The sequence below is a fragment of the Pseudarthrobacter sp. NS4 genome (genome assembly GCF_024758005.1).
Taxonomy (GTDB): domain Bacteria; phylum Actinomycetota; class Actinomycetes; order Actinomycetales; family Micrococcaceae; genus Arthrobacter.
The window spans coordinates 978,964-999,374 of record NZ_CP103288.1 but is presented as its reverse complement, the minus strand read 5'-3'; the positions used below and the strand labels follow the sequence as shown (position 1 = coordinate 999,374).

Here is a 20,411-nt window from a genome sequence, read left to right as displayed (position 1 = left end):
ACTCCTTCGCTGGTTACGGTCAATGTGTCACCCCCATGCTACGGACGAATAACAGCGTTGTCATTTGCGCTGCTTCCTGAACGGAAGCTGTGTCCGCCGGGGCGCCCCGGCCGGTTCCCCTGCAAGAATGGGACGGTGTTTGAATCAGATGCCTTGTTCGAACTGGAGCAGGAACCGGCCGGTGCCATCGGTTTCGCGGAGCTTGCGCGGCGCCCGCTGGCGGACCTCGTGGCCCCGGACTGGGCCGACGCACTGGCCACCGTTGAAAGCGAACTTCGGGCCGTCCTGGCGTTCCTGGCAGCGGAAGTCGCGGCCGGACACCAGGTCCTGCCGGCGCCGTCCAACGTCCTGCGCGCCTTCCGCCAGCCCCTTGCCGGCGTAAAGGTCCTGGTGGTGGGGCAGGATCCCTACCCGACGCCGGGCCACGCCGTCGGCCTTTCCTTCTCCGTGGATAAGCGCATGCGGCCCATCCCCCGCAGCCTGGCGAACATCTACCGTGAACTGGAGGCAGACCTCGGCATCCCGGCACGGACCCACGGTGATCTTTCCGCCTGGGCGGAACAGGGGGTGCTGCTGCTGAACCGGGTGATGACTGTCCGCGCCGGATCCGCAGGCTCGCACCGCGGCAAAGGCTGGGAAAAAATCACGACGGCGGCGGTCACCGCTGTTGCCGCCCGCAGGTCTCCGGACGGATCACCGATGCCGCTTGTTGCGCTCCTGTGGGGAAAGGAAGCCGAATCCGTCCGTCCGCTCCTGGGCAGCGCACCGGTCGTGGCAAGTGCCCACCCCAGCCCGCTGTCCGCTTCCCGCGGCTTCTTCGGATCCCGGCCCTTCAGCCGGGTGAACCAACTGCTGCGGGAGCAGGGTGCACAGGACGTAATCTGGGAACTGCCGCCGGCCCCTTAGCTTAGGCTTGCCTTATGAGCATTGTTCCCGCCGCCACCAGCGCAAGCAAGAAGAGCCGTCCCCAGGTCAACCTGGAAGTAGTGCGCAGGGAAGAGCTTTCTCCGCACATGGTCCGGATTGTTGCCGGCGGTGAAGGCTTCGGGGATTTCGTCAACAACGGCTTCGTGGACCGGTACGTGAAGATCGTCTTTCCGCAGCCCGGCATTGCGTATCCCACGCCCCTGGACCTGTGGAGCATCCGGGAGAGCATGCCGCGCGAACAGTGGCCCTATACGCGCACTTACACCCTCCGTTGGGTCAATGAGCCGGCCCGCGAACTTGCCATAGATTTTGTGGTGCATGGGGATGAAGGGCTCGCCGGGCCCTGGGCGGCCAGGGCCCGGCCCGGCGACGCACTCACCTTCACCGGCCCGGGCGGCGCCTACAACCCGAACCCGGAGGCCGACTGGTACCTCTTTGCCGGTGACGAGGCAGCGCTTCCCGCCATCGCCGCGTCGCTGGAAGCCCTGCCGCCGGAGGCTGCCGGCCTGGCCTTCCTGGAAGTGGATTCCCACGCCGACATCCAGCCGGTGTCCGCCCCCGCCGGAGTGAAGATCACCTGGCTGCCCCGCAACGGTGTCCCGGCAGGGTCCAGCGACCTGCTGGTCAAAGCGGTGGCGGAAGCAGAATGGCCGGTGGGCACGGTGGACGTTTTCGCCCACGGCGAGCGGGGGTACATGAAGGCGCTGCGGGATGTCTTTTTCGCACAGCGTGGCTTGGAGCGCAAACAGGTGTCGCTGTCCGGCTACTGGGCGCAGGGCAGGGTGGAGGACGCGTTCCAGGCCGAGAAGAAACTGCCGGTCGGGCAGTTCTGACGCCCCGCGGGCCGCGCCGTGGTCTAGCGGCGGCGGGCCCGGCGCCGCTCGTTGCTGGCCAGGCTCCGGGTCAGCGGACGCGCCAGCGTATCGCCCAGGACGATTCCGCCGGCAATACCCAGCACGATTGCACCGGCGCTCAGCATGCCCCCGGCGCCGAGCAGGATTTCCGCTTCTTCAATGGTGAGCACATACATTGACCGGAAAATGGTCAGGCCAGGGAGCAGGATCAGCGCCGCAGGGACGGCAACCACCAGTTGGGGCGCACCCAATTTCAGGGCCACCACGCGCGCCAGCAGGCCGATGACCACGGCGGCGATGGCCGGCGAAAAGCGGTCACCGATGCCCAGCTGGCTGGCGCCGAGCAGGACCAGGTAGCCTGCCACTCCCACAGCGGCTGTGGGCAGCAGCAGCTGCCAGGTGGTCTGTTCCGTGATTCCAATGGCCATCACTGCCACTGCCACCAAAATGACCAGGACCCACAGGTCGTATGCAGGCGGGAACGTCTGCGTGACGTCGATGCGCTGCATGCCGGTCAGTTCGCCCACCACGAAGGCGACGGCGATGCCGGACACGATGGCACCGAAGGTCAGCAGCGTTGACAGGAACCGCCCGGCCGCCGTGACCGGGAACCCGTTAATAGCATCCTGCACGGATGACACAAGGCGCCCCGTCGGCAGGAGCAGGAGGATACCGCCCACCACCACAATGGCCGGTGACGTGGTCAGCCCGAACTGCCAAAGCACCAGTGCAAGCTGTGTCACTACAAAGGAGCAGCTTGCCGTGATGAAGAAGTCCGGCACGCGCCACCGCCCGAGCTGGCGGGCCAGCAGGCTGATCCCGATGTTGGCTGCGAACGCGATGGCCGAGGATACCGGTCCCCCGCCAAGGACTCCCACGAACACAGCCGCGAAGGTACCGAACGCGACGGTGACCATCCAGCGGGGAAACGGCTTGGGGCTGGTGATGGCCTCGTTCAGCCGGCGGATGGCCTCATCACGGCCCACTCCCCCGGCAACGATGTCCGTCACCAGCTGGTGCACCTTAGCCAGGCCGGCATAGTTGTTGGTCCAGGAGCGCACAACACGCAGCAGCGCAATAGGGGTCTGGTCCTTGGGGGCATAGTTAATCCCCACGGACTGGTTGGTAATGTCCACTTCGATGTTCTTCAGCCCCAGCGCGGCGGTGACGGCGATGATGCTCGTCTCCACCTCCAGGGCACCGGCGCCGTACCGGAACATGGTTTCAGCAAGGTGCAGGGCGAAGTCCAGGGTTTTCCGGGCCGACGTGTCAACGCCGCCCACCTGGATCGTGGGGTTCGCGTAGGGGCTCCCGGCAAGGCGGTCCACGATGTTCAGCGGCGCCGTCGGAGGGGTCTCACTCTGGACCAGGCGGCGCAGCATTCTCTTGGCAGCGGCGTCCTGCCGCAACTGGGCGGAAGTCAGGGGCTCTGTCTTGGGGAGGCCATCGGTGTGCGGCCTGCCTTTGGGGTACTCGGGCCCGGGGTATTCGGGTCGGTCGGTCATGGGTCCCTCCTCCCGGTGGGGTGGTGTAGACGGCGGATCAGGCGGAACGTTTCAAGGGCAGCTTGCCCAGCACTGTCCGGGCAGTTGCCACGGCTGCCCGCACCAGCCGGTTGGCATGGAAGGCAGCGGGCCGCACGGGCATCACGAAGTCGCCCACCAGTTGGACCACTTCACCGCCGAAGCCCTTCTTGAACTCGTAACCGCCATGGCCTTCCTGGTCCTGGCCGGAAATCCCGAAGGTCCCGTAGAAGTTGTAGCGCGGGTACCCCTTCTCCAGGGCGTGCAGCATCATTCCCCAGTACAGGGACGTGGCGCCGTTGAAGTAGATGTAGTCCTGCACGGTGCCGCCGATGACGCACACCACTTCATCCCCGTAACAGACAAAGTGGATGGCAGCCACGGCGGCCACACCCACCGAATCAGGGAAACGCTCAATGTCCTTCAGGCTGCGTTCGTAACTGTCCACCAGGTCCTGGACCACCTTGAGCCGGTTGGCCTTCTTCTTGCTGCCGGTCTCTTCCACTTCACGGCGCAGATCCGCGGCCGTGGCGGATTCGGCTGCCAGGCGGTCGGTAATGGACTTGCGGTAGGCCGGGATGTCGATTTTGGCCATCATGAGCTTGGTGAACTCGGGGGACGTGGTGCGCAGCAGGTGCTCGTAGTAGGCACGTTCGCGGTAAACGAATCCCTTTTCATCCCCGGCCTGGCTCAGGGCGCCGTAGAAATCGTCGAGGGTTTCGAGCGTGGCCTGCTCCAGGAACACACCGTTCTTTTCCGCCTTGCGGATGGCTTTGCGGGTACGGTAGCTGGTGCCCATGATGAGCTCTTCCGCGTCCTGGATTCCTTCAAGGCTCTTGATGAACATCCAGTTCACGTTGACGAAGTTCATGTCCAGGCCCTGGTGCTGGAACCCGAGCCCCTCGAGGTCTGCCACGAGGGGGCGGTTGTCCTCCACTTCGGGGTGTTCCGCGCCATCCTCGTCGCGGGCAATGTATTTCAGGTTCGGCGAGATCCGCAGTTCGGCCGCCTTGCGTTCTGCCGCGCGTTTCCGGAGAAGTCCGACGACGGCGCGCACCAGTTCCGGGTCGCTGTAGTCCATCAGGGGGCCCTTGGCGCACTCACACACTGTGTATCCGAGTCTGGTGGTGGCGTAGTTCAGCTTTCCTGCCGCCACCAGTTCACCGCCTCGCCGGACGCCGAAGAGTTCCACCTGCTGACCGCGGGCGCGTTGAAAGCGGGCGAAATCGACCGATTGCAGGAAGCTGTTCTGCGGGTGCTTCAGGGCAAAGGTTTCAAATTCGGCATCGCTGAGGACCGCGAACTCGAGGTCGGTGGCGGTAGGAACTGGAATCAAGGGATTTACCTTCTTCGTAACTCTTCCCGGCCTGGGGGCAGGCGCGGGGCGGGACGGTGTTCGGGCGGAGGATCACTGACCGGTTGGCGTACTGAGCGGACGGACCCAGGTCAAGGTACGGCAGGCTGGCTGGCTGGCTGGTCAGTAGAACTGCTGGCCGGTGCGTGCCGTTTCAATCCTGCGGAACACCTTTTCTGCGCCCTTGACCCACAGGCGCTGCCTGAGGGGAGCCAGGACGTAGTCGTGGCAGCCCACAAAATCAGTGACGGTTTTGGTGAAGCTGGTCTTGAACATGCCCATGCCATAGAGAGTGTGGCTCTTGTCCTTGATACGGGAGGAAGGCGGGGTTCCGCAGAAGTCGTACTCGGTGCAGCCGAGTTCCTGCATGCGGCGGATGGCCGCCCACTGCACCAGGTGCGAATCTCCATACTGTTTGCGGTTCTGCGTGGAACCGCCGTCCTTGTAGGTCGCCTTGGCGCCATAGTTGATCACGAACGCGCCCACGCTGGGTTTCCCGTCCTCGTACGCGAAGAAGAAGTGCCCCTGGCCGCGGTTGCAGAACTCGTCCCAGAATGCGGCGTAGTAGTCGTAGCTGCGCAGGGGCATGGAGCCCTTGGCCTTAACGGTGTCCGCCATGAGGTCGTAGAGTGCCCGGTACGTTTCGGGGCCCTGTTCCTTGCGTACTACTTCGCAGCCTTCCCGTTCTGCGCGCCGGATGGCGTTGCGGGCGCGCGAGGAGATGGCTTTGAAAACGGCTTCTTCGGGTTCGGAGATATCCAGCAGGGCGGTGGAATCGTTGGACTGGATGTTGGGCGCCTTGACCAGTCCTGCGGCGGCAATATGTGCTTGGGCATCGTCGGAGTCGATGATGTCCGGTTCGATCTTGATGGTGAAGACGTTCAGTTTGCGGCTGCGGACAAGGGCGGCGCAGGCTTCAAGTGCTGCCTTCAGGTCTTCCGCCGCTGCCAGGTCGGGGCCTTTGATGAGGTACCACAGCCGGCCGAGCACGGGGAATTTCTTCTCCAGCACCAGGTTGTAACTGGCTGTTTCCTGGCTTTCCAGCACCAGGAACCGGACCTTCCAGCCGCTGCCGTTCTTCACCGACGCGTAGGCGGCCGACTGCAGCATATTGCCGCCGTTCGGGTTGGCCGTGACGTGTTTGTCCCAGTTTTCAATTTCCTCGGCTGTGGCAAAACGTGCGGTGAATTCTCGCAAGGGGGCCGTGTCCAATCGGGTTGATGCGCGGTTTCGGTACTCGTGGCTGCGTGCGGACATGCAGCCTCAAGTCTAAAGCCTGCGGCGGTCCCGGCTTTCCGCCACAGGCGGTTGTACTGCCTGCCGTCGTCCGGGAATGCCATGCCGCCTTGACTCGGGCCGGGTGGTTGGCGAGGGTGGGAGGATGCAGCCGAACCGGGAACAGTACGCACCGTTGCTGGGAGGTGCCCGGCCGTACAGCGCTAGGATGCAGGGGGCGGTGCTGGTTGCTTTCCTGGCTGCGTCGTTCCTGGTCGCCGCAGTGGGCGGCCTGTCCACCGTGAACAACGTTGACGGGTGGTATGCCACAGCGGACAAGGCCCTCTGGTCCCCGCCCAACGGCCTGTTTGGCCCGGTGTGGACGGTGCTGTATGCCGCGATGGCGGTCGCTGCCTGGCTGGTCTGGCGGAGTCGCGCGGAGCAGACCAGAACCGCGCTGACCTTCTACGGCATCCAACTGGGTCTCAACCTCGCCTGGACCCCGGTGTTCTTTGGCCTGTATCCCTCGCTTGGCTCCGCGGCGCTGTGGCTGGCGCTGGCCATCATCGCGGCCCTGATCGTCGCCGTTACCATCACTGTCCTGTACTTCGGTCCCATCAGCCGGACAGCGGGGTTGCTCCTGTTGCCGTACGTGGCGTGGCTGGTGTTCGCGTCCACACTGAACTGGTGGGCCGCAGTCCACAACTAGGAGACAGCCGGCACGGTGGTCAGCATTCGACGACGTTGACGGCGAGGCCGCCCATGGCGGTTTCCTTGTATTTGGAGCTCATGTCCTTGCCGGTTTCGCGCATGGTGATGATGACCTCATCGAGGGACACCCGGTGCGAGCCGTCGCCCCAGAGCGCCATTTTCGCGGCGTTGATCGCCTTCGCGGCGGCGATCGCGTTCCGTTCAATGCACGGGACCTGGACCAGCCCGCCGATCGGATCACAGGTCAGGCCCAGGTTGTGTTCCATCGCGATTTCCGCGGCGTTCTCCACCTGCGCCGGGGTTCCGCCCATCACCTCGGCCAGGCCCGCGGCGGCCATCGACGACGCCGAGCCGACCTCGCCCTGGCAGCCCACCTCGGCCCCGGAGATCGAGGCCTGTTCCTTGTACAGCACCCCGACCGCGCCCGCGGCCAGCAGGAACTTCACCACCACATCATCCCGGTCCTGCTGCGTGGCTTGGTCCATCCCGGGCGCGAAATGCAGCGCGTAAAACAGCACCGCCGGAATGATCCCCGCCGCACCGTTCGTCGGGGCGGTCACCACCCGGCCGCCGGAGGCGTTCTCCTCGTTCACCGCCAGGGCGATCAGGTTAACCCATTCCTGCCAGTACTTCTGTTCATAGAAATCCTCGTCCTGGCTTTCACCGCCGGGCCGCGCGCTTTCCTTCTTCAGCCGGTCATACCAGTCCGGGGCACGACGGCGGACCTTCAGCCCGCCCGGCAACACGCCTTCACGCTTCAGTGACGTGGCAACGCAGGCCTCCATCACCGAGTAGATGTGCAGCAGCCCTTCCCGGATCTCCTCCGGGGTACGGCTGTCCTCCTCGTTGACCCGCATCACCTCACTGATGCCCAGCCCGGTGTTCCGGCAATGCTCCAGCAACTCGGCGGCGGTCCGGAACGGCAGCGGCAGCTCCTTCTTGGACTCATCCAGTTCCTGCTGCGCCGCGTCCTCCTCGCCCTCCCGGACAATGAACCCGCCGCCCACCGAGAAGAACGTCGCCGTATGCAGCACCTCACCCCCGGCGCCGGTGACGGTGAACGTCATCCCGTTGGTGTGCCGCGGCAGGATGGTCAACGGCCGCAACACCATATCCTTCACCCCATACGGCAACGGCACAGCCCCGGCCAGCCGCAGCGTCCCGGTCTCGGCGATCGCGGCCAGCCGGGCCTCGACCTCATCGGGCAGGATCAGCTCCGGATGAAACCCCTCCAACCCCAGCAAAACCGCGGTCATCGTCCCGTGCCCGTGCCCCGTGGCCGCGAGCGACCCGTACAGGTCCACCCGCAACCCCGCCACCTCCGCCAGGACCCCGGAAGCCTTCAACTCCTCCGCGAACACAGCAGCAGCCCGCATCGGCCCCACAGTATGGGAACTCGAAGGCCCGATCCCAATGGAAAAGAGATCAAAAACACCAACAGCCATGACAAAAATCCTTACTAAAACACTGCGGTCGGGTTGGTAGCTGAGCTGCTACTGGTAACTCAACGCTACGCGCTTGCAACCCCGTCGGCACCGTCCAGGTTGCCACCGTTTTTCGACGCGTATTCCTGAGCGGACAACAACGGCCCCTCGGACTCTGCCGCGACCTTGAACAGCCAGCCGGCGCCGTAGGGATCGTTGTGGGTTGGTGGCGAAGGGAACCGGCCATCCTCTGCGTGCTCCCCACCGGCGCCCAAACCTCGCAAGCTCGGCGAGGGGGTCGGTGGGAGCAGCACGCGGGAAAAGTCCGGCTTGGCAGCCCGGACCCAAGATGACCGGCAAGAACTACTTTTGGCGCTTGTAGAACGGCAGGTCTACGACTTCGAAGGGCTCTGCCTTGCCCCGAAGGTCGATGTCCAGGGCGGTGCCGGGTGCGGTGTATTCGACGTCGACGTAGGCCAGGGCAACAGGGTAGCCGAGGGTGGGTGAGGGCTGGCCGGAGGTTACCTCCCCGACGGTCACACCGTCCTTGAGTACCGGGTAGTGGGCGCGTCCGGCGCGGCGGCCGAGTCCCTTGAGCCCCACGAGCCGGCGTCCCGAGGTGGTGCCGGCGCCGGCTTCCTTCCTGGCGGCCAGCGCGGCCTTGCCCACGAAGTCACCTTCCTTGGTGAGTGCAACGACCGGACCGAGTCCGGCTGCGAACGGGTCGCCCTGCAGGGAGAGTTCGTTGCCGTACAGGGGCATCCCGGCTTCGAGGCGCAGGGAGTCCCGGCATGCCAGTCCGGCGGGCGTGAGCTCTCCCTCGTCGGCGATGGCGATGAGGGCCTGCCACAGGGCGGGAGCGTCAGCGTTGTCCACGAAGATCTCGAACCCGTCCTCTCCGGTGTACCCGGTGCGGGCCAGCAGGAGCTCCTGCCCGGCGCCGCCCACCAGGAACGGAACTTCCACGGCGGCGTAGTACTTCAGGTCGGTGACGTCGCTGTGCCGGGCGGCCGGGACGAGGCGGAGCAGCAGTTCCTGTGCCTTCGGACCCTGGACGGCGATCAGTGAGGTCCCTGCGGAGGCGTCCTGGACCTCGACGTCGAAACCGGCGGCACGCTCGGCCAGCGCGGCGGCCACCACCTCTGCGTTGCCTGCGTTGGGGACCACCAGGAACACGTCAGTGCCGTCCTCCGCTGCCGGACGCCGGTACATGATGAGGTCGTCAATGATGCCGCCGTCCTCATTGCAGATCAGGGAGTACTTGGCCTTGCCGACGGGAACGGCGGAGATCTTGCCCACCAGGGCGTAGTCCAGGAAGGCGGCCGCATCCGGGCCGGTCACCCAGACTTCGCCCATGTGGGAGAGGTCGAACAGGCCCGCGTTCTTGCGGACCGCGTGGTGTTCGGCCAACTCGGAACTGTACTTGAGCGGCATCTGCCAGCCACCGAAATCCGTGAAGGATGCACCCAGTTTTTTGTGCTCGTCGTAGAGAGCTGTGTACTTCTCACTCATGTGCGTAAGTCCTTAGTTTTCGAAGTTTTCGAAGTCTTCGAGGGGAGGGCAGGAGCAGATGAGGTTGCGGTCCCCGGCTGCGCCGTCGATCCGGCCTACGGGCGGGAAGTACTTGTCCTGTCGAAGTGAGGAGACAGGGAAGGCGGCCTGCTCGCGCGGGTAGGCGCGGTCCCAGTCAGAAGTCACGACGGCGGCTGCCGTGTGCGGTGCCCTGCGAAGGGGTGAATCGGCTACCGTGTAGTCGCCTGCTGCGACCTGGTCGATCTCGGCGCGGATGGTGATCATGGCTTCGATGAAGCGGTCCATCTCGGCGAGGTCCTCGGACTCGGTGGGTTCCACCATCAGCGTCCCGGCAACCGGGAACGCGAGCGTCGGTGCGTGGAAGCCGAAGTCGATCAGCCGCTTGGCCACGTCCTCGGCAGTCACACCGGTCCTGGTGGTGAGTTCACGCAGGTCCAGGATGCACTCGTGCGCCACGAGACCGCCTTCACCGGTGTACAGAACCGGGAAGAACTCGTTCAGGCGGGACGCGACGTAGTTGGCCGCCAGCAGCGCCGACTTTGTCGCTTCGGTCAGGCCCTCGCCACCCATCAGCTTCACGTAGGCCCAGGAAATCGGAAGCACACCAGCGGAACCGAAGCGGGACGCGGAAATCGGGACGTCCTTGCCTTCGGTCCACGACGTCGCGTCGCCCGGCATGAAGGGGGCCAGGTGGGCCTTGGCTGCAACCGGTCCGACGCCGGGTCCGCCGCCGCCGTGGGGGATGCAGAAGGTTTTGTGCAGGTTCAGGTGGGACACGTCCCCGCCGAACATGCCCGGCTGCGCCAAACCGACCAGGGCGTTCAGGTTCGCGCCGTCGATGTACACCTGGCCGCCGGCGGCATGGATGGCGTCGCACACTTCGCGGACGTCGGCGTCGTACACACCATGGGTGGACGGGTAGGTGATCATGATGCACGCCAGCGCGTCCTTGTGCGCATCGATCTTGGCATACAGGTCGGCATGGTCAATGGTGCCGTCCGCGGCGGTGGCAACGACGACAACCTTCATCCCGGCCAGGACCGCCGAGGCGGCGTTGGTGCCGTGCGCCGAGGCCGGAATCAGGCACACATTGCGCTGGGCATCGCCGCGGGAGTGGTGGTAGCCGCGGATGGCCAGCAACCCCGCCAGCTCGCCCTGGGACCCGGCGTTGGGCTGGATGGACACCTGGTCATACCCGGTGATCTCCGTCAACTGCGCCTCAAGATCGGCAATCAGCTCACGCCAGCCCTCGGTCTGGGAGTCCGGGGCAAACGGGTGGATGGACGCGAACTCCGGCCAGGAAATGGCTTCCATCTCCGCGGTCGCGTTCAGCTTCATGGTGCACGAACCCAACGGAATCATCGTCCGGTCCAGCGCCAGGTCCCGGTCAGACAGCTTCCGGATATAACGCAGCAACTGCGTCTCCGAACGGTGCGTACTGAACACCGGGTGCCCAAGGTAGCCGCTGGAACGCTCGACGGCCGGGTCCAGGGCAAAACTGCCGGTGGACCCAACGGCCTCGGCCCCGAAGACGGAAACGACGTCAGCGACGGTGGCCGTGGTGGTGGTCTCGTCCACCGAGATACCCACGGTGTCGGCGTCGATGCTGCGCAGGTTGATGCCCTTGGCCTCGGCCGCGGCAACGATGCCGGCGGCCCGGCCGGGGACCCGTACGGTGACAGTGTCGAAGAAGGAGGTGTGCAGGACCCCGGCGCCGGAAGCCTTCAGGGAAGCAGCCAGTGTGCGGGCGTGACGGTTGGCGGTCTGGGCGATGGCCTTCAGTCCCTCCGGACCGTGGTAAACGGCGTACATCGAAGCGACGATCGCGAGCAGCGCCTGGGCGGTGCAGATGTTGGAGGTGGCCTTCTCGCGCCGGATGTGCTGCTCCCGGGTCTGCAGCGCAAGGCGGTAGGCGGGGACACCGGCGTCGTCCCTGGAGACACCCACCAGGCGGCCGGGCATGGAACGCTCCAGGCCCTTCTGGACCGCCATGTAGGCCGCGTGCGGCCCGCCGAAGAACAGCGGCACGCCAAAGCGCTGGGCTGAACCGACGGCGATGTCCGCGCCCTGCTCACCTGGCGGGGTGATCAAGGTCAGGGCCAGCAGGTCCGCGGCCACGGTCACGAGCGCGCCGCGTTCCTTGGCATCAGCGATAACGGCTGACTGGTCCCAAACCCGGCCCGAAACGCCGGGCTGCTGCAATACGACGCCGTTGATGGCACCTTCCGGCAGGCCGGCGGAAAGGTCGGCAATCTCCACCTCGAAGCCCAGCGCCTCGGCGCGGCCCTTCACGATGGCGATGGTCTGCGGCAGGCAATCGGCGTCGAGCACGGTCTTACCGTCCCTGGCGTCCTTGTTCTTGTTGGCGCGGCGCATCATGAGTACCGCTTCCGCAACGGCGGTGGCCTCATCGAGCAGGGAGGCGTTGGCGACCGGAAGGCCAACGAGGTCCTGGACCATGGTCTGGAAATTCAGCAGCGCCTCAAGCCGGCCCTGCGAGATTTCCGGCTGGTACGGCGTGTAGGCGGTGTACCAGGCCGGCGCCTCCAGGACGTTGCGGCGGATCACCGGCGGCGTCACGGTGTCGTAGTAGCCCTGGCCGATCATCTGGACCGCAGTCCTGTTTTTGGCAGCCAGCTTGCGCAGCTCGGCGAGGGCTTCCACCTCGCTCAAGGCGGGCGACAGTTTCAGCGGGGTTTCCTGCCGGATCTCCTTGGGCACCGCCTTATCCACCAGGGCATCCACGGTGTCGTAGCCGACGGCTTTCAACATGGCGTCGACGTCGGCCTGGCGGCGGGCACCGATGTGCCGGTCAACGAAGGTGGCAGCGGCCGGGGTGGCGGAAGCCGGGGAAACGGTCACGAGGAACTCCATGATTCAGGCGGCGAGGGTACGCCACAGCGATTCGGGTTCCTCCCCGCTCTGTATTGGACCTGAGAGTTTCCGCGTTGCCTGCTTGCGCATGGCTCCGCTTGCACCGTCGGTGAGCACAACAACCCATGGTTTCCCGAAGACGGGGTTAACCAGGCCGATTGCCTGCTACTTTCCAGAGGTGCCTCGCCGCGGCGGTACATGGGCCTGTGAGATTCCTGGGGAGGGTTTGCTCCTACGGCGCCTGCTTGTACTTTCGGCAGAACTCTCCCGCCGCAGATCAAAGGCTATTCACTTGGATTGCTGCAAGTGGCCGGTGACAGCCCTCACAGCCTCCAATTGTCCTACGCCGCAGCCCCGGGGGCAAATGGCAGCCTATCGGCGGAGGCGTTCCAGGGCAGCAAGCAGATCGTCCACATCTGCCGCCGCATCCCCTTCCGGCGCTGGCCCTACGGACAGCATGGCATTGAAGTACAGCCCGTCCCCCATGTACAACACGGCCTTTGCCAGGGCCGGTCCCACGTCGGCAGCAATCTCGTTGAGCCAGCGTTGCTGGATCGCGGCGAAGCGGCGGCGCGTCTCCTCGTGCGCCACCTCGGCAAGCCTGGTTGCGGCGACTATCGCCCGGTCCAGCGGGGTGTCCGCCCAGACGGAGGATCTGATGAAGTAGGCCGCTGCACCTTCCTCCGCACCCGCCATCGCATCAGCGTCGGCCCGGGCCAGCTCATCGAGGCGGTCCAACAGCACCTGGATCAGGGCTTCCTTGTTGGGGAAGTGGTAGAGGAGGCCCCCCTTGGATACCCCGGCCTTTGCAGCGACGGCGTCAAGGGTGGCTGCACGCTCCCCCACTTCGATCAGGAGGGCTTCAAAGGCGTCAAGGACCGCTTCGCGGGCTACGGGTTTCCGGGGCATGCCTTCAATCATGCACTCCTTCCCGTACCATTCATCAACGGCCGCGATTGAAACTATACCGTCCAGACGGTATAGTTACAGCATGACGACTTCCGCTGCCACGAACAGGACGCTCCGGGTTCCGTCCGCAGACCCGGTCTCCTGGAAGTCCCGGCGCGACTGGCTGGCCCTGGGGCTGCTGATGTTCCCGGTCCTGCTGGTTGCGGTGGACAACACCGCACTGACTTTCGCCCTCCCTGCCATCGCACGGTCACTGGACCCCTCAGGCGTCCAGCTTCTGTGGATCGTGGACGCGTACCCGCTGGTGCTGGCAGGACTGCTTGTGTCCATGGGAAGCCTGGGCGACCGCATCGGCCGGCGGAAGCTATTGATCATCGGGAGCATCGGATTTGCCGCACTGTCCGCGGCCACAGCCTTTGCCCCGAGCCCGGAGTGGCTCATCGCGGGCAGGGCAGCGCTGGGATTCTTCGGGGCTATGCTGATGCCCTCCACGCTGTCCCTGATCCGCAACATCTTCCCGGAGCCCAACCGCCGGAGGCTCGCCGTCGCCATCTGGGCAGCAGGATTCTCCGGGGGCGCCGCCCTGGGACCGATCTTTGGCGGCTGGCTGGTGGAACAGTTCTGGTGGGGCGCCGTCTTCCTCGTTGCCGTACCGCTCATGCTGCCCCTGCTGGCCTTCGGACCGCTGTTCATTCCGGAGTCAAGGGACCCGGCGCCGGGGAAAGTGGACGTCCCCAGCATCGCGCTCTCGCTGCTGGTCATGGTTCCCGTGGTGTACGGAATCAAGGACATCGCCACCGAGGGCCCGGGACCGGCGGGCCTGGGCAGCGTGGCCTTCGGGCTGGCCATGGCAGCCGTCTTTGTCCGCCGGCAGTTGACGCTGGCCAGCCCGCTGCTGGACATGTCCCTGTTCCGGAACCGGGTATTCAGCATGGCCATCACGGCCAACGTGCTGGCCCTGTTTTCATTCAACGGCTTCATCCTCTTCCTGGCCCAACACCTGCAGCTCCTCGAGGGCATGTCCCCATCCTCGGCGGGGGTTGCGATGATTCCGGCACTCGTGGCCACAGTGGTGGCCGGCCTCGTGGTGGTGCCGCTCGTCCGGCGGGTGCGGCCCGGCTTCGTGGTGGGAACCGGGCTGGCGCTCAGCGCTGCCGGCTACAGCCTGGTCGCCTTTGGGAACCACAGCGGCGGGCCGGCGCTCCTGCTGGCCGCCTTGCTGATCCTTGCGCTGGGCGTGGGCACAGCCGAAACCATCTCCAATGACCTGATCCTTGGCGCGGCCCCGCCGGAGAAGTCGGGTGCGGCCGCAGCAATTTCCGAAACGGGCTACGAGGTGGGCGCACTCATGGGAACAGCGGTACTGGGCTCCATTCTCACAGCCTCCTACCAGCACAACCTCCGGTTGCCTGCGGCGTTGTCGGAGGCGGCGCCGGCCGGTGCCGCCCACAGCGCCGGCGAAACCCTGGCGGGCGCAATGGAAGTGGCTTCAGTCCTGCCTGCTCCCCTGGCGGACGCCGTCCGGGAGGCCGCGGCAACCGCTTTTGATTCCGGGGTTCACATCACGGCCGCCATCGGGCTGGTACTGATGTCCGCAGCGGCAGTGCTCGCCGCCGTCGTGCTTCGGAAAGTCCCGAAAGCCGTCTAAGGCGAGGCGGGGCAGCAGCCCCGTAGGGGACAACGAAAAAGCGCCCGGCGCCGGAGCATTTGGCTCCGGCGCCGGGCGCCCTGTTTTAGCTGCCGGTTAATCCCGCCGGGCTACTTTGCGTCCGGGGCGGTAACGCTGGCGGTTGGCTTCATGTTTTCCGCATTCACCATCCAGGCGAACTGCTCCAGCTTCGCGATGAACTCGTGCAGCAGATCCGCCGTGGTGGGATCCTCCTCGTCCACCTCGTCGTGGACCTTGCGCATGGTGCCCACTGCGGCCTCGAGAGCGGCGACGATGCGCTCAATGGCGTCCTTGGTGCTGATCAGGCCTTCCGGGAACTGTGCCAGGCTGGTGGATTCGGCAACCGTGGAGCTGCGGCCGTCCGGAAGTGCGTGCAGCGCACGCATGCGCTCTGCGGTATCGTCGGCGAACTGGCGTGCCGCGTCCACGATTTCGTCCAACTGCAGGTGGAGGTCCCGGAAATTGGTGCCCACGATGTTCCAGTGGGCCTGCTTGCCCTGGACGTGAAGTTCGATCAGGTCTGCGAGCACGGCCTGCAGGTTGTTGGTCAGGGTCGGTGAAGCTTTCATACATCCTCCTCGATTGGTCCAGTAATGCCGAACCTACCAGCACCGCAGGGCGCCGCAGCGGGTATGGCTGCGATTTCTCAGTGAGCTTACTAATTGGCGCCAAGGGACATAAACGAACGTGATTCATATTTCCTCTTGCACTGGAAGCCTGGCACCCCCATACTAAATGAACGCCATTCATATAGTGACCGTCGTCATAAATCTTCCAGAAAGTGGTGCCATGACAGAGACACTCCGCACCAGCACGTCCTCCCCCGGCCCCGGCGGGGAAGCTCCCGCTTCATCCGGTATCACCGCCAAGGGACTGAAGGGTGGGCAGCTGGGGCTCCTCGCCGTCGTCGTCCTCGGCATTTCCACCATCGCCCCCGCCTACACCCTTACCAGCGCATTGGGCCCTACCGTCAATGAGGCCGGACTCCAGCTGCCTGTAATCTTCCTGATCGGCTTCATCCCCATGATCCTGGTCTCGCTTGCCTACCGGGAGCTCAATGCCGACTCCCCGGACAGCGGGACAACGTTCACGTGGGTCACCAAGGCCTTCGGCCCCTGGGTGGGCTGGATGGGCGGCTGGGGCCTGCTGGCAGCCAACATCATCGTGCTGTCCAACCTTGCCGGTGTTGCCGTTGACTTCTTCTACCTCTTCCTGTCACAGCTCACCGGATCCCCGGAACTGGCAGACCTGGCAGCGAACAAAGCCCTGAATGTGTTGACGTGCTTCGTGTTTGTGGCCCTGGCCGTCTGGGTCAGCTACCGCGGGCTGCACGCCACCAAGCTGGTGCAGTACGGCCTGGTGGGTTTCCAGCTGCTGGTCCTTGGGCTGTTCGTCGCCATGGCATTCGCCAACTGGTCCAGCTCCGAAACGGCCATCCCCTTCAGCTGGGAATGGTTCGACGTCACCAGGATTGAAACCTTCGGCCAGATCGCCGCAGGCATTTCACTGTCCATCTTCGTGTACTGGGGCTGGGACGTCTGCCTCACCGTGAACGAAGAAACGGCGAACGGCAGGAAAACCTCCGGCCTGGCCGGAACCCTGACCGCCCTCATCGTCCTGGCGATCTACCTGCTGGTGAGCATCGCAACCATGATGTTTGCCGGCGTCGGAGACACCGGCAACGGCCTGAACAACACGGAGATCCACGAGAACATCTTCACCGCCCTGGCTTCCCCCATCATGGGCCCCTTCGCCATCCTGATGTCCCTGGCGGTTTTGTCCAGCTCCGCCGCTTCACTTCAGTCCACCTTCATGTCGCCGTCGCGCAGCCTGCTGGCTATGGGCCACTACGGCGCCCTGCCGAAGCCGTTCAGCCGGATCAGCAGGAAGTTCGCGACGCCGGGCTTCGCCACCGTTGCGGCCGGCGTCATGTCGGCAGGCTTCTACGCAGTCATGCACGTGGTCAGTGAAAACGTCCTCAATGACACCATCCTGGCCCTGGGCCTGATGATCTGCTTCTACTACGGCCTGACCGCGCTGGCATGCGCCTGGTACTTCCGGCAGAGCGTCTTCACCAGCGCCCGCAACTTCGTCCTGCGGCTCCTGTGCCCGGTGCTGGGCGGGGTGGGCCTGTTCGTCGTGTTCCTGCAGACGGCCGTGGACAGTTGGGCGCCTGAGTTCGGCAGCGGCTCCGAGGTCTTCGGCGTGGGACTGGTCTTTGTCCTGGGCGTCGGGATCCTGGCCCTTGGCGCGGTGTTCATGCTCATCATGGCCCGGATGCGCCCAGGCTTCTTCCGCGGCGAAACCCTCAAACAGGACACGCCCGCGCTGGTTGTCCCGGAGTAGGACCAGGTCCCGGCACAAGCACAGAGGTGCCGTGCCCCCCAAATTCCGGGGGCACGGCACCTTTCTGTTGTGGCCGGTCCGTCAGGGCCGGCGTGCTGCTGTCACCAGAAGTGCGCTACATCAAGCACCAGGCGGGAGCCGGAACCCGGTCCGTCCAGGGTGAACACCCGGAACGGAAGGCGGGCACGGACACCCACACCGAAGTTGGTCTGCCCCTCAAAGCTTCCGGCGTAGACCACCTGGCGGAAGGTCTGGTAGCCGGAAACGTTGGAGAGTTCCGCCTTGTTGGCAGGGTTGTACGTGGCGTTGCCGTTGCCGTCATAGGAGGGTGCCTTGACGGTGACCTGCAGCCGGGCGTTTCCCCGGACAGGGACCGTGAATCCGGACCCGTCCTGGACTACCTGGGGTACGTATCGCACGGTGTACCCCGCTGCCGGGCCGTTGAGGTCCACCACCATCCGGTCGAAGCAGTAGTGCTGCCCGGTGCGGACGTTGGTGATGGACGCGGTGCTCGTTGTGTCACTGGTCTTGGTCAAGGAACCCCAGACCAGCCCGCAATACGATGTGGTTGCCGAGGCGGGCCCCGGAACCACGATTCCCAGCCCGACGGCCATGAGGATAGCCGTGAGCCAGATAGTGAGTTTTTTCATTGAAGTGCTTCCCAAGGAAGGAGCGGTTGGACAGCTCAAGCGTAGGAGTGTCAGAGGCGTGAAACGAGGCCTGTGGCCGCTTCGGCACGCAACCGTTAGGGCGGCCCGGCGTGCATCACGCGGACGTAAAACAAGGGGCCTTTTTCGGGCCTCCTTGACCCTTTTGGTGCCCTTTCTGCATCCTCCCGTTACCGCGGATAACGACGCCGGCGGGAGACGAGGAAGCGCCGGTCACCCAGGGAGGGTGGCCGGCGCCGGGATTGCCAGGAAGGACTTAGCCTTCGCAGTCACGGCAGTACTTCGCGCCGTTCTTTGCACGGGCAACCTGGGACCGGTGACGGACCAGGAAGCACGACGAGCAAGTGAATTCATCAGACTGCTCAGGAACAACAATGACGGTCAGTTCTTCGTTCGAAAGGTCAGCGCCCGGCAGGTCGATGCCTTCAGCGGTGTCATTCTCGTCAAGGTCGATGACCGCTGTCTGGGCGTTGCCGCCACGTGACGCCTGAAGGGCCTCGAGCGAGTCAGCCGGAGTCTCTTCTTCCTGCTTGCGTGGAGCATCGTAATCGGTAGCCATAGCGTGTTCACTTTCGTTGCTGCGCAGCGCCATCTCAGGCACCTCAGTGAAGCAGTTTAGGGCATGATTCGACGACGGTCGCAACAGTGTGGTGGGCGCGCGCGTGCTCGCGGTCTCGCGGGCGTTAATCCATGGCGGTTTTCCCGGGGTGGTCCTACGCTGGAATCCCTCCGGCCGACCGCGGCCGGAGCCCGGCCCGGAAGGACGCAGGATGGCAGTACGGCTCAACCGCAAGGCACTGGCCCATGCCCGCAAACTCATCGAGGCGGGAAAGGTCGAACGCGATGTCCGTGATGACTGGAGTGAACACGCGCCCTCCAAGGACCAGGAGAACTCGTTCATTGACAAGCACGGCTTCGGAAACTTCGCGGAATGGCACCTTGGCCGGGACGACGAAAAATCCAAGGAGACCAAGGGCAGCGTCAGCTTCCCTTTCGGGGACTTCAGCAAAGTCCACCGCTGCGCCGTCATCTCACTGGAAAGCAGGGCGGCCCAGCACGGGCACGATGACATCAGGGATGCGGCAAAGAAGCTGCTCGAACTGATGGATTCGGATTGAACCCAGCGCTGCCGGCGGTCCTTTGACGGTCGTTACGGCGTTGCAGCCACGTCCGAGGCTGTGTCTGCCTGCGAGCGCTGCCGGCGGCTCATCAGGATGAAAGGGGCGGCCAGCAGCTGCACGGCGCCGCTCACGGCCAGTGATGCCGGGTAGCCGTAGAGGTCTGCGGTCCGGCCGAGCAACGGCTGTACCACTACGCCGCCGCTTGATCCCATCAGGGAATCGAAGCTGAGGACCGTTGCCCGCTGTTTGGAGGCGATCATGTCGTTCAGGTAGGCCTGGCGGACAGGAGTGCCGGCTGCACCCACCACTGCCCACAGGGCCAGGAGGACCAGGGCAAGCCAGAACGCGCTGGTGAACAGCAGCATTACCAGGATCAGTGAGCTGAGCAGGTTGCTGGCAATCAGGACCGTGGTGCGTTTCCGGACCAGTTTCCGGATGCGGGGAGCCATCCATCCGCCCAGGATGTCCGCTCCCGCCACGATGGCTGCCGCCAGTCCCGCAACGGCGTATGCCCGGGGATCCCCGAAGAGCTGCAGCAGGTACGGCTGAAGTGCGTAAAAGACGTAGAAGCCCACTCCCTCGGTGAACGGCGCCGCCAGCATGATGAACCGCACGGGCGGATGCCTGAAGCCGCCGTCCACCGAAGCTTTGAGCACGGCCCGCGTGGCCCGGAGGGGGTGGGGAGACCGTTCCGGGGTGAAGCCCACGTCGCGCATGAGCAGGAACGCCACTACGAACATGGCCACCAGGACTCCCACGCGCACCAGGAAAGGCACCCCCAGGTTGGTGGCCTGGGCGAGCGCCCCACCGGCCACGGAGCCGGCGAGCATCGCAATGCCGGAGACCATTTGTCCCCGCCCGAGCACCGACTCCAGCCCGCCTTCATATCCGGAAAACCGCAGGGCATCCACCAGCCAGGCTTCCACCGCCCCCGAAAAGAAGGTGAATCCCAGCCCGAGCAGTACGGACACGCCTGCCCACCACCAGAACGGTGCCGACTGCTGCCAGAGCAGGTAATACAGGAAAGTGGACAGGGCCAGGGTGACGGTGCCCAGCAGGAACGAAACGCGGCGTCCCCAGCCGTCCGCCACCACGCCCGTTGGCACTTCGAAGAGCACCATGCCCGCTGTGAAGAAGGCATTGGCGGCAAAAGCCTCCAGGTTGCTAAGGCCGGCGTCCAGCAGGAAAAGGGTGTTGATCCCCCAGATGAACGAGGTCGCCAGGGTGTTGCCCAGTGTCAACGTCAGGTAGACGCGCTGGATTTTCCTGGCGGCCGCGTTCAT

Annotated in this window: 17 protein-coding genes and 1 riboswitch; of the genes, 6 read left to right on the top strand and 11 right to left on the bottom strand. The window is 65.0% G+C overall.

Annotation, left to right across the window (positions count from 1 at the left end):
- The first annotated feature begins 135 nt into the window (after positions 1–135).
- The gene (locus tag NXY83_RS04725; protein ID WP_258804936.1) at positions 136–906 is read left to right on the top strand and encodes a uracil-DNA glycosylase; all 771 of its coding nucleotides are present in this window, start codon (positions 136–138) and stop codon (positions 904–906) included.
- Between the two features lie 14 nt (positions 907–920).
- On the top strand, positions 921–1,760 hold the full coding sequence (locus NXY83_RS04720) for a siderophore-interacting protein (protein WP_258804935.1): 840 nt from the start codon (positions 921–923) through the stop codon (positions 1,758–1,760).
- A 23-nt stretch (positions 1,761–1,783) separates the two neighbouring features.
- On the opposite strand, the gene NXY83_RS04715 is transcribed toward NXY83_RS04720, so the two are convergent.
- The 3 genes from NXY83_RS04715 to NXY83_RS04705 all read right to left on the bottom strand — a co-directional run bounded on the left by NXY83_RS04715 (position 1,784) and on the right by NXY83_RS04705 (position 5,915).
- On the bottom strand, positions 1,784–3,286 hold the full coding sequence (locus tag NXY83_RS04715; RefSeq protein WP_258804934.1) for a threonine/serine ThrE exporter family protein: 1,503 nt from the start codon (positions 3,284–3,286) through the stop codon (positions 1,784–1,786).
- 37 nt (positions 3,287–3,323) lie between these two features.
- Positions 3,324–4,640 carry an aminoacyltransferase gene (locus NXY83_RS04710; RefSeq protein WP_258804933.1) on the bottom strand — a complete coding sequence of 439 codons (1,317 nt, stop codon included), beginning with the start codon at positions 4,638–4,640 and terminating at the stop codon, positions 3,324–3,326.
- A gap of 141 nt (positions 4,641–4,781) precedes the next feature.
- A complete protein-coding gene (locus tag NXY83_RS04705; RefSeq protein ID WP_258804932.1) occupies positions 4,782–5,915 on the bottom strand; it encodes a lipid II:glycine glycyltransferase FemX in 1,134 nt (377 codons plus the stop codon).
- A 124-nt stretch (positions 5,916–6,039) separates the two neighbouring features.
- Here NXY83_RS04705 and NXY83_RS04700 point away from each other — a divergent pair, with 124 nt between their 5' ends.
- The gene (locus tag NXY83_RS04700) at positions 6,040–6,582 is read left to right on the top strand and encodes a TspO/MBR family protein (RefSeq protein ID WP_258804931.1); all 543 of its coding nucleotides are present in this window, start codon (positions 6,040–6,042) and stop codon (positions 6,580–6,582) included.
- 19 nt (positions 6,583–6,601) lie between these two features.
- On the opposite strand, the gene NXY83_RS04695 is transcribed toward NXY83_RS04700, so the two are convergent.
- The 4 genes from NXY83_RS04695 to NXY83_RS04680 all read right to left on the bottom strand — a co-directional run bounded on the left by NXY83_RS04695 (position 6,602) and on the right by NXY83_RS04680 (position 13,324).
- Positions 6,602–8,029 (bottom strand): L-serine ammonia-lyase, encoded by a 1,428-nt coding sequence (locus NXY83_RS04695; RefSeq protein WP_258804930.1) that lies wholly within the window; start codon positions 8,027–8,029, stop codon positions 6,602–6,604.
- Positions 8,030–8,371: 342 nt separating this feature from the next.
- Positions 8,372–9,520: a glycine cleavage system aminomethyltransferase GcvT gene (gene gcvT, locus NXY83_RS04690; protein ID WP_258804929.1), complete on the bottom strand. Its 1,149-nt coding sequence runs from the start codon at positions 9,518–9,520 to the stop codon at positions 8,372–8,374.
- A 12-nt stretch (positions 9,521–9,532) separates the two neighbouring features.
- Positions 9,533–12,415, bottom strand: a complete 2,883-nt coding sequence (gene gcvP / locus NXY83_RS04685) for an aminomethyl-transferring glycine dehydrogenase (RefSeq protein WP_258804928.1) — start codon at positions 12,413–12,415, stop codon at positions 9,533–9,535.
- 182 nt (positions 12,416–12,597) lie between these two features.
- Positions 12,598–12,695, bottom strand: a riboswitch (glycine riboswitch).
- A 92-nt stretch (positions 12,696–12,787) separates the two neighbouring features.
- Positions 12,788–13,324 carry a TetR/AcrR family transcriptional regulator gene (locus NXY83_RS04680; protein ID WP_258806066.1) on the bottom strand — a complete coding sequence of 179 codons (537 nt, stop codon included), beginning with the start codon at positions 13,322–13,324 and terminating at the stop codon, positions 12,788–12,790.
- An 82-nt stretch (positions 13,325–13,406) separates the two neighbouring features.
- Here NXY83_RS04680 and NXY83_RS04675 point away from each other — a divergent pair, with 82 nt between their 5' ends.
- Positions 13,407–14,972, top strand: coding sequence for an MFS transporter (locus NXY83_RS04675; RefSeq protein ID WP_258804927.1), 1,566 nt, complete (start codon positions 13,407–13,409; stop codon positions 14,970–14,972).
- A 110-nt stretch (positions 14,973–15,082) separates the two neighbouring features.
- Here the strand turns inward: NXY83_RS04675 and NXY83_RS04670 are convergent, their stop codons facing one another.
- A complete protein-coding gene (locus tag NXY83_RS04670; RefSeq protein WP_258804926.1) occupies positions 15,083–15,562 on the bottom strand; it encodes a Dps family protein in 480 nt (159 codons plus the stop codon).
- A 220-nt stretch (positions 15,563–15,782) separates the two neighbouring features.
- On the opposite strand from NXY83_RS04670, the gene NXY83_RS04665 reads away from it, so the two are divergent.
- Complete coding sequence (locus NXY83_RS04665) at positions 15,783–17,339, top strand: APC family permease (protein ID WP_258804925.1); 1,557 nt, start codon at positions 15,783–15,785, stop codon at positions 17,337–17,339.
- A gap of 101 nt (positions 17,340–17,440) precedes the next feature.
- On the opposite strand, the gene NXY83_RS04660 is transcribed toward NXY83_RS04665, so the two are convergent.
- Both NXY83_RS04660 and NXY83_RS04655 read right to left on the bottom strand, forming a co-directional pair.
- Positions 17,441–17,989 (bottom strand): AMIN-like domain-containing (lipo)protein, encoded by a 549-nt coding sequence (locus NXY83_RS04660; RefSeq protein ID WP_258804924.1) that lies wholly within the window; start codon positions 17,987–17,989, stop codon positions 17,441–17,443.
- Positions 17,990–18,263: 274 nt separating this feature from the next.
- Complete coding sequence (locus NXY83_RS04655; protein WP_258804923.1) at positions 18,264–18,566, bottom strand: DUF4193 domain-containing protein; 303 nt, start codon at positions 18,564–18,566, stop codon at positions 18,264–18,266.
- Between the two features lie 211 nt (positions 18,567–18,777).
- Here NXY83_RS04655 and NXY83_RS04650 point away from each other — a divergent pair, with 211 nt between their 5' ends.
- Positions 18,778–19,125, top strand: coding sequence for a hypothetical protein (locus tag NXY83_RS04650; RefSeq protein WP_258804922.1), 348 nt, complete (start codon positions 18,778–18,780; stop codon positions 19,123–19,125).
- Positions 19,126–19,157: 32 nt separating this feature from the next.
- On the opposite strand, the gene NXY83_RS04645 is transcribed toward NXY83_RS04650, so the two are convergent.
- The gene (locus NXY83_RS04645) at positions 19,158–20,411 is read right to left on the bottom strand and encodes an MFS transporter (protein ID WP_258804921.1); all 1,254 of its coding nucleotides are present in this window, start codon (positions 20,409–20,411) and stop codon (positions 19,158–19,160) included.

Coding starts and splice junctions, on each gene's coding strand:
- NXY83_RS04660 (WP_258804924.1), bottom strand. CDS start 17,989: ATGAAAAAACTCACTATCTGGCTCACGGCTATCCTCATGGCCGTCGGG.
- NXY83_RS04670 (WP_258804926.1), bottom strand. CDS start 15,562: ATGAAAGCTTCACCGACCCTGACCAACAACCTGCAGGCCGTGCTCGCA.
- NXY83_RS04655 (WP_258804923.1), bottom strand. CDS start 18,566: ATGGCTACCGATTACGATGCTCCACGCAAGCAGGAAGAAGAGACTCCG.
- NXY83_RS04700 (WP_258804931.1), top strand. CDS start 6,040: ATGCAGCCGAACCGGGAACAGTACGCACCGTTGCTGGGAGGTGCCCGG.
- NXY83_RS04695 (WP_258804930.1), bottom strand. CDS start 8,029: ATGGCTGTTGGTGTTTTTGATCTCTTTTCCATTGGGATCGGGCCTTCG.
- NXY83_RS04705 (WP_258804932.1), bottom strand. CDS start 5,915: ATGTCCGCACGCAGCCACGAGTACCGAAACCGCGCATCAACCCGATTG.
- NXY83_RS04665 (WP_258804925.1), top strand. CDS start 15,783: ATGACAGAGACACTCCGCACCAGCACGTCCTCCCCCGGCCCCGGCGGG.
- NXY83_RS04675 (WP_258804927.1), top strand. CDS start 13,407: ATGACGACTTCCGCTGCCACGAACAGGACGCTCCGGGTTCCGTCCGCA.
- NXY83_RS04720 (WP_258804935.1), top strand. CDS start 921: ATGAGCATTGTTCCCGCCGCCACCAGCGCAAGCAAGAAGAGCCGTCCC.
- NXY83_RS04715 (WP_258804934.1), bottom strand. CDS start 3,286: ATGACCGACCGACCCGAATACCCCGGGCCCGAGTACCCCAAAGGCAGG.
- gcvT (WP_258804929.1), bottom strand. CDS start 9,520: ATGAGTGAGAAGTACACAGCTCTCTACGACGAGCACAAAAAACTGGGT.
- NXY83_RS04680 (WP_258806066.1), bottom strand. CDS start 13,324: ATGCCCCGGAAACCCGTAGCCCGCGAAGCGGTCCTTGACGCCTTTGAA.
- gcvP (WP_258804928.1), bottom strand. CDS start 12,415: ATGGAGTTCCTCGTGACCGTTTCCCCGGCTTCCGCCACCCCGGCCGCT.
- NXY83_RS04645 (WP_258804921.1), bottom strand. CDS start 20,411: ATGAACGCGGCCGCCAGGAAAATCCAGCGCGTCTACCTGACGTTGACA.
- NXY83_RS04650 (WP_258804922.1), top strand. CDS start 18,778: ATGGCAGTACGGCTCAACCGCAAGGCACTGGCCCATGCCCGCAAACTC.